The sequence below is a fragment of the Blautia sp. OF09-25XD genome, assembly GCF_003482095.1.
Taxonomy (GTDB): domain Bacteria; phylum Bacillota; class Clostridia; order Lachnospirales; family Lachnospiraceae; genus Fusicatenibacter; species Fusicatenibacter saccharivorans.
This window is the reverse complement of the sequence record NZ_QUMG01000015.1, coordinates 1-13,678: the sequence shown is the minus strand read 5'-3', so window position 1 is coordinate 13,678 and position 13,678 is coordinate 1. Positions and strand designations below refer to the sequence as shown.

The 13,678-nt window shown below is 38.6% G+C and carries 8 protein-coding genes and 1 pseudogene; 2 read left to right on the top strand and 7 right to left on the bottom strand.

What is annotated here, in order from left to right; all coding sequences use genetic code 11:
• Positions 1 to 57 precede the first annotated feature (57 nt).
• The 4 genes from dnaE to DXA93_RS12055 form a co-directional block, all read right to left on the bottom strand.
• Positions 58 to 3,942 (bottom strand): DNA polymerase III subunit alpha, encoded by a 3,885-nt coding sequence (gene dnaE / locus DXA93_RS12070; RefSeq protein ID WP_119208424.1) that lies wholly within the window; start codon positions 3,940 to 3,942, stop codon positions 58 to 60.
• Between the two features lie 99 nt (positions 3,943 to 4,041).
• Positions 4,042 to 4,344 carry a hypothetical protein gene (locus DXA93_RS12065; protein ID WP_119208422.1) on the bottom strand — a complete coding sequence of 101 codons (303 nt, stop codon included), beginning with the start codon at positions 4,342 to 4,344 and terminating at the stop codon, positions 4,042 to 4,044.
• A 68-nt stretch (positions 4,345 to 4,412) separates the two neighbouring features.
• Positions 4,413 to 4,850: a hypothetical protein gene (locus DXA93_RS12060; protein WP_119208420.1), complete on the bottom strand. Its 438-nt coding sequence runs from the start codon at positions 4,848 to 4,850 to the stop codon at positions 4,413 to 4,415.
• A gap of 134 nt (positions 4,851 to 4,984) precedes the next feature.
• Positions 4,985 to 6,511, bottom strand: a complete 1,527-nt coding sequence (locus DXA93_RS12055) for a thrombospondin type 3 repeat-containing protein (protein WP_117802257.1) — start codon at positions 6,509 to 6,511, stop codon at positions 4,985 to 4,987.
• A gap of 228 nt (positions 6,512 to 6,739) precedes the next feature.
• On the opposite strand from DXA93_RS12055, the pseudogene DXA93_RS20965 reads away from it, so the two are divergent.
• A pseudogene (locus DXA93_RS20965) lies at positions 6,740 to 7,129 on the top strand (single-stranded DNA-binding protein); the annotation flags it as partial.
• Between the two features lie 376 nt (positions 7,130 to 7,505).
• The gene (srtB, locus tag DXA93_RS12045) at positions 7,506 to 8,345 is read left to right on the top strand and encodes a class B sortase (protein WP_117802259.1); all 840 of its coding nucleotides are present in this window, start codon (positions 7,506 to 7,508) and stop codon (positions 8,343 to 8,345) included.
• Positions 8,346 to 8,389: 44 nt separating this feature from the next.
• Here srtB and recD2 read toward each other — a convergent pair whose 3' ends face one another.
• The 3 genes from recD2 to DXA93_RS12030 form a co-directional block, all read right to left on the bottom strand.
• Positions 8,390 to 10,534, bottom strand: coding sequence for an SF1B family DNA helicase RecD2 (gene recD2 / locus DXA93_RS12040; protein WP_158583296.1), 2,145 nt, complete (start codon positions 10,532 to 10,534; stop codon positions 8,390 to 8,392).
• Between the two features lie 139 nt (positions 10,535 to 10,673).
• On the bottom strand, positions 10,674 to 11,291 hold the full coding sequence (locus DXA93_RS12035; RefSeq protein ID WP_117802261.1) for a hypothetical protein: 618 nt from the start codon (positions 11,289 to 11,291) through the stop codon (positions 10,674 to 10,676).
• A gap of 443 nt (positions 11,292 to 11,734) precedes the next feature.
• The gene (locus tag DXA93_RS12030) at positions 11,735 to 13,546 is read right to left on the bottom strand and encodes an AAA family ATPase (RefSeq protein WP_118640129.1); all 1,812 of its coding nucleotides are present in this window, start codon (positions 13,544 to 13,546) and stop codon (positions 11,735 to 11,737) included.
• Positions 13,547 to 13,678: the final 132 nt, after the last annotated feature.

Below are 13,678 nucleotides of genomic sequence, written 5' to 3'. Positions count from 1 at the left end.
TCCGAAAATTTTAGGCCGAAACATTTCTGTTTCGGCCCATGAGTGGATTTCAAAAATTCAATTTTCGAATATTACGTATAGCATCTGTTTTAGATGCAATACATCGTCATTTAAAAAGATTTCCTTTCCCTTAAATTGTAAGTGTTCACGAATAGATCCATTGTCGCATTCGTAGAATATTACAGGATGTCCCTGCTCAACCAGATACGGTTTCAAACTTTGGCATACATCCGGCCATTCTGTCCTGGATTGGAAGCTGATAAAAACATGGTTGCTGTAAGGATGACATGGAAATATCTGCCTTGCAATCAATTCGTTTGAAAAGGATTCTTCGTCTTGTTTATTAAAATACCCGTATACTTTGATAACATTTCCATCTTTGATATATTTTTGGACTTGTTTGTAGTGTTGGGCAAAAACAATGCATGAAGCCAATCCGTCCCAATCCTCCAAATCAAATGTAACACCTATTCCGTCATTCCGCTGCCGAAATTCCTTAATATTGGATATAACCCCCATATAAATTTGTGGTTTTTCGGCTTCAGCATGTGATAAAGGTGTAATTGATTTATCTGCTTTTAAGAGTTTAAATTGTTCCAATGGATGTCCAGATATATAAGCTCCCAAAAGCTCCTTTTCTTCATTTAATTGGAGCAGCCAATTTTCTTTATCTGAGCTTTGTGAAAGGGAAATCTCTTCTTTTAATTTTCGGCAGATTTCTTCTGTTGTATAATCTTTGATATATTTGTTTTTTATAGCAAATGCCGGAAGAATTGCATTTTTTAGTGCAGTGCGTGAAAAACCACATTTATCTAATGCACCACTAACGATCAGTTTTTCCATGTCGGCTTTTCCAATAGAAACTCTTGCAAGCAGATCACAATAATTCTGAAATTTTCCCTTTTTCCTTTCTTCTATCATTTCCTGCATACTGGCACTTGATATTCCTTTAATTGCAGCCAACCCATACAAGATTTTTCCATTGTAATCAGAAAACTGCATTTCTGAACGATTAATATCTGGTGAAATCACCGAAACTCCCATTGTTGAACATTCCTTAACTGCAAGCGAAATCCTGTCTAATTCAGAAGCATTCAAAATCGCACACATAAATTCTACTGGATAATGGAATTTAAGCCATGCAGTCATATATGAAATCAGCGCATAAACCGCAGCATGCGACCTGTTAAATGCGTACCGCGCAAAACCTTCCAAAGATTCCCAGAGTGCTTCTGCATCCGTTCTGTCGGCACCATTTAAAATAACACCGTCTACAAACTGGGATTTATACTTTAGAAACTTATCTACTTTCTTTTTCGACATATATCGTCGAATAATGTCTGCTTGTCCGAGAGAAAAGCCTGCACATTCATGGAAAATGGACATTAACTGTTCCTGATAGATACATTGCCCATATGTTGTCCCCAATATTTCTTTCAATTGAGGGATAATATAGCGAGTTTCTTTCTTTCCATGCTTTGCTGCTATAATATCCGGAATAAAATCCATCGGGCCGGGACGATATGCGGCAACCAGTAAGATCAAGTCTTCAAATGAGTCTGGTTTAAACTCACGCAGCATTTTTTTCATGCCATCAGACTCAAATTGGAATATAAAGGATGTTCTGCCCTCTGCAAATATGTGAGAAAAAACCTCATCTTCAAATGGAAGTTTCTCTGGATCAATTTCAATTCCATAGTTTTTCTTTATTCTTCGAATAGATTCAGAGATGATATCCAGATTCTTTAAAGCAAGAAAATCCATTTTCAATAACCCAATCTCTTCTGCTTCGACCATGTTGCAGGATACTGCCCATTGCTCTTTCTGGGTATTATAATACATTGGAATATAGCTGGAAAGGGGCTTTCCATCGCCGATAATAATGCCCGCCGGATGTACAGAAAATGCTGTAATAGTACCTTCTATTGATACGGCACGATCCAAGATGATTCTATGTTCTTTCGAAGTTTCATAGTCTTTTAATATATCATCTCGATTTTCTGACAATGTGCCTGTTTTATTTGAAATATTTTTGCAGAGTTCTTCTCCGATCCTACGGATCTCTTTTCTTCCCTGCTCACAGATTTCTTTCGATTTTTTCCCTTGTTCTTTTTCTGGCATTGGGTACATTTCATATCCCCTGACTCTTGCCATATTCTGTATACAGGCTTTTGCAAGCTGCGTCATAACCGTCCGAATATACGCAACCGCAGAACTGCCATATTTTTTCTTCACATATTGAATCAAATTGTCTCTAATTTCATTTGAAAAATCCACATCAATATCCGGCATGGAAACTCGCTCTTTATTTAAAAATCGTTCGAACAGTAAATTATATTGCAACGGGTCCAATGCAGTTATTCCCATACAATAGTTCACAAGAGATCCTGCTCCCGAACCGCGGCCTGGACCAACCCCATATCCCATTTTATATGGATTATTCATCTTGGCAATCCGTTTTCCCTCCTGCACATAATCGGCTACGATCAGAATATAATCTGCATATCCCATATCAATAATCGTATTAAGTTCATATTCCATTCGATCTATATATTTCTGTGAAATTGTACTTACTTTTCTTTTCAATCCGCAATAAGCCTTTTGCCGCAATAATTTCGGAGCATCGACACGCTGTCCCATTTCGTCCAGAAAAACCGGATAATGCTGTGCTTCAGGCACACGCGGAATATCAACATTGCATTTGTCACATATTACCCTGATATTAGCGATAGCTGACTTTACAATGTTTTCTGGAATTATCTCACACAATTTTTGAGATAATTCCGTATCTGATTTTAAATACAATTCCCTGTCCGAATCCGTCACTGGTTCAAACTTTTCAAAACGCAATGACTTCAGGTAGCTGCGTCCCTCAGCATCTTCTGGCCGAATGATATGCACATCATTTGTTGCGACAACGGAAACGCCATTCCTATACGCTAATTCAGCAAGAATTGGCATCACATAGGCTTCATCTTCCATACCATGATACTGCAGTTCCACATAGAAATTCCCCTTGAAAATCTTCTGAAATCGTAGTAATTCCTTCTCTGCCATTGAAATCAGTTTCCCATCCGGTTCTATTTCCCGATTTTTTTCTTGAATTTGGCTTTCATATTTGTACCATTGATCGAGACTTTTTTGGGCTTTTTTCACACGTTCCTTGTTTCTGGTCACTTCAGATGACTTTCTTTTGAGTTCGGCAGAGATATGCTGCAGCTTTTCTTTCGCGTTTTCGGTTTCTCGCATTTCGTTTTCCAGTTTCTGTTTCGTTGCTATGTATACCTGCGAATCCGCTTGCAATGACGCTAACCCTTGCAACCTCTTTTTATACGTCTTTTTTGCCAATTTCTTAGTCTGCTCTTTTTCAGATCTCAATGCTTCTACTTCAATAGACGTTTTTTCAATTTCGAACAATAATAATTTCATTTCCAGCGTATTTGGATCTGGATATTTTTTCTGTCTCCTTTTTAACAGATCAATTTCATGTAGGATATGTTTATTATGCAACAGAATACAGCTTAAAACTCCATTTACGCAAGCACTTGACGCAATTACATTTCCACTTGCAAAACAAGACTCTAAGATTTCGTAGTTCATAACGGGCGACGGAATACGTCCAAGAGTAAGCATATGCTGGTTTGATAAAGTGACCGCTTTGCATAGCTCCTGATATCCTTCATAGTTCATGGGAAGCAGTATTAAATGTGCATGATCTGCATAATCCGTCTGAACGTATGCTTCTACGCCGGGGATTCCTTTTATCCCTATTGCGTTGCAGGCATTTAAGAATTCAACATGTCCCGCACACACTCCATGATCTGTCAGTGTAATCGCTTTTGCACCCATTTCCTTTGCTGCAAGGCACAGTTTTTCAATCTTATTCGTCGAATCCTTTAATGAATAGTCTGAGTGACAATGAATAAATCCATATGCTTTCAAAGTAAATCCTCCATTCTAAGATTAGTATCATTATTTTCTATTTTTCAGAAATCCACATATAAAAAAAGTGGGTTTCATTTTCTCAACCCACTTTTTTGCCTAAGCCAAAACACTCTGGCTATTTATAAGTTCTTGTGAATTATGGATTTTTCCTCCATTTCTACGATATACCTTTTGGCATTCACGAAAAATGCCATCTAATTCTCTTAACAACTCATTTCTTCCGTATTGATCAAAATATTGAAAAATTTCCTGTGTATCGGTTGAAACAAACTCCGATCCTGTTAATTGGCGTGCCAAACGTCCAATTTGAATCATTTTTTCTTTCGACTTTTCTCTCAAAATCCACTGTCGGGTTTCTAAATCCAAATCTATCCAAGGGTTCCATTTGGGCTGCTCCATAATCAGATAGGAGCCATTCTCGCATTTTCGAAAATAACATCCCGCTGGTTCCTCGAAAGTACAATTTTTTACCAGATTGAAGCTCGGATATGTCGCAAGACTAACAATTCTTTGGTTTCTTTAGCTACAGGATCTTTCTTTTTCTTTATTTTTTTTGAAGATTGATAATAATCTACTTTTCCAGAAATCTCGATCAAGGCTTCGATGGATTGTCTATAGGAAAGAAATTGCTTTAAGATGTCGTAGCTGTCATATGACATATTGCAGCAGTAGCAATGACATCGGCTGCCTGCTCTTCCATCGTAACGATTCGTTGATATTTTGCAATTTCCAAAATTCGTATCATTGTGATCCGGAGATGGACATAAGATATCTACTGTACTTTTTCCTAAGTTTCTAACCTGTATTGGATAGCCATTCATCAATAACCATTCTACTGCCTGTAACGGTGTGACACTGTTTACAAGATCTTGAAATTCTTCCTTATCGTATTTAATCGATTTCATTGTGACTCCCTCCATTTCTTTAATAATTGGCGGGCATGGATTTCAAATTATATTGTTTGCTCCTTTCGTCATCCATCCCAGTTATGGATAGAATAGAAAATATCTGCAAAAATAAAAGAGGCCAAAAGCCTCTCTTATTCTTCCGGATGATCCGCCGAATCATCTTCCATCTGATCTATTTGCATCTGTTCACGAGCTTCTTTTGTCGTCAAATCGCTCTTTTCTGAAGTTTTCGTCTGTTCTGATTCACTTAAAACGGGCTGTTCAGACACATCAGGTGATGGTGTTGGCGTTGCGGACGGAGTAGGTGTTGCTTCTTTTTCCGCATCTGTATCATCCTGTTTTTCTGAAATTGCTTCTTTTGAGAAGTTACTTTCTGATGTCTGTGATCCATCAGCGGAAGCGAAAAAGCTGATTCGATCTCCGGATATTGAGTTGAAGCCAAACCCTTTGAAATCAAAATATGAGATAGATACAATTTCTCCAGATTTGTTTAAGATTTTTTTCGCTTTTTCCGTGATTTGGATTGTTCCAATTCGTTGTCCCGTTGAATTATCTGCGCAAAGTAAATTTCCCTCGTAATCGTATCCATAAATAAGAACTATGTACTCTCCTCGTTCAGCGCTCATAAGTGATGCCAAGATGCATGCATTATCCTCGGCTATGGATTGTCTTACGAACTGAAGGTCATTTAATGTATTGCTGTTCTGTGTGTATCTTTTTGTGTCATCTGCGTCATATGAAATTTTCTTGATGTCTGTGATTGTATTTGCTCGTGTATCTGGATCAATATCCATTGCTGTCTTTTCTGTTCCAGTTATAAAGCCCGTATCTGGAAGAATCGTTGTTAAACCCTTGAAAAAGAGATTGCTATCTGGATATATGGAATGTCCGAAAAAGGAAAATTCAGAAATCTGCTTTAACTTTGTATCATACAGCTCAACAGACATATCTCCATCAATGCGCCACGCATTTTCTTCCGTTTTTTTATCCAGCAACGTCCGGACTCCATTTATGTTCTTGTAGACGTATTTGTTTTTCGAATCTGGAAACTGAGCGTATCCTGTAAATCCACAAAACCTATACCCTGTAATAGTTTCCACAACAGAACCATATGATTTTGATGCATAATCGTCTGCCCAAAGGATTACGTTTCCTATTTGATAAGGAGATCCAACTTCCTTCCCATTTTCCTGATCCGTCTTTTTCTGTTTATCTGCCAGAACAGTTTCAGCTTTTAACGGATTCGTATTTGTAACTTTCAATTCACAATAATCTGTAGCGCCGTCTCCATCTGTATCAATATTCCATGGATCTGTTCCATTCGTCTCTTCGTCTGCATTTGATAACCCGTCCCCATCATAATCGCCAGAAGGATCTTCTCTTAATACCGTATTTGCCTTTCTGATCGCTGTTATGTCTGTGCTGACATTAACGGTTTGTGCCGTAGGCACATAAAAATACTGCGGCAGATAAATAAATGCGAAAATTCCGGAACAGATGATCAAAGTGATCCCCAGCTTTTTTTGCTTCTGCTTTCTACTGGGTGTTATATTTTTTCCACGACTATTATATACGGGAAGTCCGGTCTGCTTTTTATGCTCTTTTTTAGGGGTGCGAACCTGTTTTTGCTGTGCTTTTATTTGCTTTAATCTGCTCATTCTGCTATCCATCCTTTTTTAATCATTTGATTTTAATTATAGTATTATAAAAATACATTTTTTTTCGTACGTGAAAATGGGAAAAAATATTTTTTGCTATTCTATACTCATAGAAAAAAGAAATTTATTTTTTTCTGATTTCTATATACTATATTTGAACATTAAATCGGGCGAAAGGAGAACCACAAAAGACTCCTTTCTGCCTCCATAAGAATTAGGAGGACAAGTATGAATTCAGTTGTATTAATGGGAAGATTAACGAGGGACCCAGAAGTGCGTTATTCGCAGGGAGAACGGCCGAACTGTATTGCAAGATATACTCTTGCTGTAGATCGCCGCTACAGATCGCAGAATAGCGATCAGCCAACAGCCGACTATATCAGTTGTTTGGCATTTGGAAAATTTGCAGAAATCGCGGAAAAGTATTTTAAACAGGGAACAAAGATTACTATTCGTGGCCGCATTCAAACCGGAAGCTACACAAACCGCGATGGTCAAAAAGTATACACAACCGATGTCGTTGTCGAAGATCAGGAATTTGCAGAAAGCAAAGCATCTGCGGGACAGGCAGCAGGAGCTGCTTATTCTCCACAGCCAACAGGTTCAGCTCCAAGCGGAACTTATCGCCAGCAGTCAACTTCCACAAACCCAAATGGAAATTACCCGAATCCGCCAGCAGGCACACCACAGCCTCCGACCGGAAACTTCCCGGGTCCACAGGGGAATGGCGCATCCATGAATTACGGAAATTCTGCAAATTCCCGGAACTCTGGATCTGCACCAACATACAACAATCCAACAGGCTTCATGAACCAGCCGCCAGTTGGCAACAATATGCAGCAGGGTAACAGTTACAATGATCCCACAGTTGGGATGAACAGCGGTTTTATGAATATCCCTGATGGAATTGACGAAGAACTTCCATTCAGCTAATCAGAAAGGAGAAAAAACGGGAAAGCTCTCAAGACATGAGGGCTTTTCTGTTGTATGAACCATGATAAGAAAATTTTTCAGATTATTAAGCATCTTAGTTTTATGTGCAGCATTGTTTTTCGGATACCAAACACTTGAATGGTCTAATAAATACAAGCAAGGACACGATGAATATGAAAAACTCCAAGCTCAAAATACACCGGAAAACGAATCTACGCCGGAAAACGACTCAGACTCAACGAAAGAACTTCCTTTTTGTCCAGATTGGACTGCTTTAAAAGCAGAAAATCCTGATATTGTTGGCTGGATACGCATGGACCCTACCTGTGATTATCCTATTATGCAGGCACAAGATAATGATTATTACCTCTATAAAGGATTCGGGCGCAGTTATAATATCAACGGAAGCATTTTCCTTTCTTCCGTGAACAGTTCCGATTTTTCGGACAAAAATTCTATTGTTTATGGTCATAACATGCGGAACGGAGATATGTTTGGTGATAATGATTATTACTATGAAAAATCGTATTGCCTTGAGCATCCCTATTTCTGGATCTATAGAGAAAATGGACAATACACCTATCGAATTTTTGATGTCATGAGGGTAACAGATGCAACGGAAGCTTATGATACTCAGTTTGCGTCGGATGATGACTTTGAAACGTACTTAAACGATATGAAAAATCAATCTTCCTATACGATTCCGGATGCCTGGCCTTCCAAAACAGATCATATTGTTTCCTTATCGACCTGTGTTGCTGCCCACGGATCTACCCGCATGATTATCCAAGGGAAATTGGTTAATATTACGGATTATTCTGGTGATGATATTCCGCTTACATCCCTGACCACACAAAACCAAAATTCTAACGATACGCCAGACAGTTCTGAACAACAATAGTCTCATAAGAAAAAGCGACTCCCTCAAACCGGAAGCCGCTTTTCTTATTCTGATTTCAAATATTCTGCCAAATTGGTGAGCCTTTTCCCTGCTTTGGCAATACGAATTGATGTTTCCATAGCATAGGATTCATCAATCACATATACCTTTTTCTTTGCCCTTGTCACAGCTGTATAAAACAAATTTCGCACCAACATGTTCGTTGGTTCTGCCGGCATAACAACGATAATGCAAGAAAATTCAGATCCTTGGGATTTATGGATCGTCATAGCATAAGATAACCCCAAATTATCCATAAGATCTCTGGTAATTTCGTAATGTGAATTACGTACATTAACCGTAAGACCACTTTCTGACACCTTTACAATTTTTCCAATATCTCCATTGTACAAGCCAATTTCCCCTTCGTAGGAAGAAATAGAATAATTGTTCTTATAAAACATCACTTTATCGTTCAAACGATACTTTATTGAACCATATGTGATTCCCTTCGTTTGAGGGTTTAGTAACGCTTGTAAAGCAATATTCATATTTTCAACCCCAGAAATACCTTTCCGTGCAGGGCAAAGAATTTGGGTTGAAAAAGGTTCTTCTGGATTGTATAACTTTTTCATTAGGGATTTAACCTGTTCTAAAGACTCTTCCGCAGATTTTGTATGAATGACTTGGAAATCCGGTCGTTCATCCAGCGTAGTGATTCCGGCATTAATCCGGATAGCATTAGAAATGATGGAAGAATCACCTTTCTGCCGAAAAACATCTGTCAACATAGTCCGCGGAATCAAAGATTCTGGAGCCTCCAACAAATCGTGTAACACCGCTCCGGCACCAACGGATTCCAGCTGATTAATATCTCCTACCAGAACCAATGTTGTTCCGGTTTTGATTGCCTCCAACAGCAGATCGAAAACTTCAATATTAATCATGCTCATCTCATCAACCACAATAAGATCTGCATCTATTGGGTCGCTAGAATCTTTACATACAGTTGTATCTCCGTATGGCTTCAAATCAAGCAACCGATGCACCGTAACTGCTTCCATATGTGTCGATTCTGCCATTCTTTGGGCAGCGCGTCCGGTTGGAGCACAAAGACGTATCGTATCTTTCGGATGCATTCTTTTATAAGCCAGCAATATGCCCAAGATCGTCGTTGTCTTGCCTGTACCCGGTCCGCCGGTAAGAATCTTAACTCCCTTTTTTCGTAAAACCATAGGGAAGGCAGATCTCTGCTGTTCTCCATAGTTCATTTTACATGCACGCGCAGCATATAGAATAAGATCCGGTGAAAAGCTTTGGTTTTCACATGATGCAGATGCTAATCTACGAATATTTTTGGCAATTCGTTTTTCCACAGTCAAATATTTTTGCGGATGAATAATACAGTTTTGTCCGTCTACTTCCTGCAAATAATCTTTCCCAATTGCAGTTAAGATCGCGGACGTTGGAACATGTTCTGCATAACATCCAGAATTTAAGATCCGCTGAATATTATAATGAAATAGTTCACCAGTATAATAAGTATGTCCATTTGCACTCAAAATATTAGCTGCCTCGAAAGCAGCTAATTTGATCCGGCCGAAAAATTCAGCAGGCTTATGAAATTTAACCCCTAATTTATCGCATGTCAAGAAACCAAGCCCAAGCTTTTTTCCATAAGAATACGGATCTTCCATAATCTTTTCTTCTACACTGCTTCCATACAATTTCACAGCTTTTGCACACGCTGCATAAGAAACTCCGCAGTCATGCAGCAATTCAAATACTTTTCGCTCCTCCGTTGTAGATGCAATGCTTTTACACAGATTTGAAATTACATTGCTCGGCAATCGTGTTTCTGCAACTAGCCGATTAACAATGCCTGGCTGATGGACCATTCGAAACATATCCGTTCCATGATTTTTCACAATAACAACCGCATCCGAAAAATTGATACCTGGAAAAGTAATCAAATACTCCAAAATCGTCATTTCTTCTGCATCAGTTTCTTCTACACGCGTTACTATGAAGTCATAGGCAACACCATCCGGCATGGAATCCAAGGAAAAGTATCCATATACCTTAATTGGAGTTCTTTCCTTAAAAAAGGAAATACCTGCTTGTGTTGCATCACAGTTTATGACATTCCATCGGATCTCTTTGTTATCTAAATTGTTTTTAACATATGAATCTCGAATCATTTCTTTCATTGGCATTTCCTGCCTCGTTTCCAAGCGGAAGTAACACCGTCCGGAACGTTCATCTCTCCACAGATAGGTTTGCATACATCCTATCAGAAGAGATTCCGGGGCAGGGACACATTGTCTTTCATTCATTTTTGTCTTCTCCTTAGCCAAGGACTCCATCAATTTGTGAAATATCGCGGCATACTACGGATTGCCGAAACTCTACGCGATCATTAACAGACCGCGTATTGCTGGTTATATATCCTGCCGCAGCTACTGCATCTCCTATTTTCAGATTACGTGCTGCCTCTGCCTGACTCGCAAAGCAGCAAATCTCTACCTGATTTGATTTGTCCTGATTTGGTATTTTGATTGTTAAAATAGTCAGCTCATTGGTCGGACAATACACATGCCGAACAGTACCAATATAAAGGACAACATTGGTGTCTCGTGGATATCCGCCTGTTGCGTCAATAGCTTCATTGGTCACATACGGGGCAAGCATCCGTTTCTGCTGTTCGATTTTGTCTCCGACAAATTCTTTAACATAATATGCATTTCCGAATCCATCTTCAGATTTCCTGTTTTCTCCATGCGCTCGGATTTTTACTTTCATTTTGGGAGTAATCCCCTTCAAAACTGACGTATCATAAAAAACAAATTCTACATTTGCTTCTTTTGATTCGCCCTTACTTTTTACAATCAAAACAGTATTCTTCTTATTTTCCCGAATACTAAGAATTGTCCCTGAGAGGACAATTAAATTTTTAGATTTTTCCATCTTTATAGTCCACCTTTCTGCGAAAGATACCAACGTGTCGTAAAACACGTTGGTTATCCTTCATTTTTTGTTTTTGAAATATTTTATTTATAATAAAGTCGGCTATGAATTTCACTATACGGAAAATGTTTTCTTATCAACCTTGTTATTTTTCTCCCATAAGCTTTTAATTCGCCTATTTCATCACAATTACTCCTTGTTTGTGCTGAATAGATATAAATAACTTTATTTTGTCCCAAGTGACAAGCTTCTTCTTCATTCACTGAAACTACCACTCTTACTTCATATTGAGACATTTCCCATATTTCTATCCAAATCCAATTAGGATTGGAATATGATTTTATTTCCTGTATAACTTCGTTATCAGATAACAATATCATGGTTTAGAATCCTTTCTTGATACTCCCGCAGCTAAAACAACGGGGTTATGTCGCATTGGATAGTTATAGTTCGATAATTTCGACTTCATCATACTGGGCTATTGTGGCGCAAGTATCATCATGATTTACGGCAGCAACAAATACATTTTCGTATTGCTTCTCGTTCTGCAGAAGATCAATCAATGTCTTGAGATTATCATTATCCAGAGAATCGAGATTATCTAATACAAGCAATCTCGTTCCTGTAATCTGGCTGATAAGGGACATTAAGGTAAAGGCAACAAATACAAATTCACCTGTAGATACCTTTTTCATTGGAACCATTTTGCCACCATTTTTCTCACAATACAGCTCTACGCCACCATCGTATATGAATTTGATCTTGGTATTCCGCGATAATTTCTGCATGCATGCTGTGCAGGCTTCTTCAAATGGATGTAAAATTCGCTGTAAAATGATGCCTTTTACGCCTACTTTCGCATCCAGTGTTTTTGCCGCAAGGGAAAGCATATCTACTTTATCCTGCTGCTCCCTGCATAACTTACTGTATTTACGGGTGGTTTCATATTCTTCTAATGTCCGCATACGCTGCTGAATTAACTTCTGCTGCTCTACCAATAGACGCAGCTCCTCTTCGTTTGGAACATTTGTCTGCTTTTCTGGAAGCTGCGGAATAACAAACTCTTTAAGTTGTTTCTTAAGAGCCTGTTTTTTCGTAATTTCCACCTGATTCTTCTGATACTTTTCAATGATTTGATCTCTTTTAGCGATCTGTTCATCACAACGTACCAAAAAATCCTTATTTTGTTTAACCACATCTTTATTCTTTTGTACAAGTCCCTGCCCCTGCCTTACGTATGCTGATAAATCTGCATTACAATGTACTGACGGGCATATTGGACAACTGTGATTGTTCTGCTCAAAAGAACTAATATTATGTAAGATTTGTTCCTGAAATTTTATGTTGGCATTTGCAGCCGCGATATTTTGATTCGCTATTCTGCTGGCATTTAAAAATTTCTGGCGGTCACTAACTGCCTGCTCATATACTTCCCTCGGAATCTCAGCCACATTACTTAATGACTCAAGCTCATGTTGGATACTTTCTTTCTTTTTTAAAGCCTGCTCTCTTTGCTGGATAAGGATCTGATACTTCTGCAATGTTTTCTGGATTTCTTTCCACTCGGCCTGCTTTTGCATGTTCTCAGAAAGAAGCTTCTCCAGTTCTTCTTTTGAATCCTTCGGGATTTCTCCTTCGTATTTGGACTTTTCTGTATACGTCACCAGAATCTTTTTCTCTGCTCTGTTTGCATCTGCCACTTTAGAAGCAACTTCATCGATAGTCTCCAACCCAAAAACGCCCGTTGGAAACATTTTCTTCAGGTACTCCTTGACAGCTTCCGGCAATGTATCCATGCGACTTTCTGCAGCTTCGATAATTTTTTTATAATCAATCTGCACCTGCAGCATAGATAGCAAAAGAGCCGTAAGATCTTTTTTGGAAAGTTCCGCAAAATAGTCGGTGCCAAACATCGTTTCATAGATGGAAAGTGGAACGCCGAGCTTTCCTACCAAAAACTCATTGGCAGATTCCTGACTCGTAGTCTTATCGTTCACCTTAACAACGGAACGATCTTTTCCACGAATTCGTTCGATGCTTGTACCGTCATCGAATACAATCGTCACATGCGCTTTTGATGCTCCAACTCGAATATCATCTGGCTCCATCTTTCCAATGAAAGCCCTCTTGATGGCAGTTAAAATGGTACTTTTCGATGCCCCATTTTTACCTAACAGGCAGGTGATCTTTTGCGGTTCGATTATCTGTGTTTCAATTCCTCCAAAGTCTTTTACAATAATTTCTTTGATTTTCATGTTTATATCCTCCTGACATATTGTTTTTCAGATTATTTTATGTGAAAACTCCTTTCTTTGGATTAATCTGATACATAAAGTATTGCGAACGCAAAAAAAAATAAATTTCCATTTTTTCTTGTACGTGAGAAT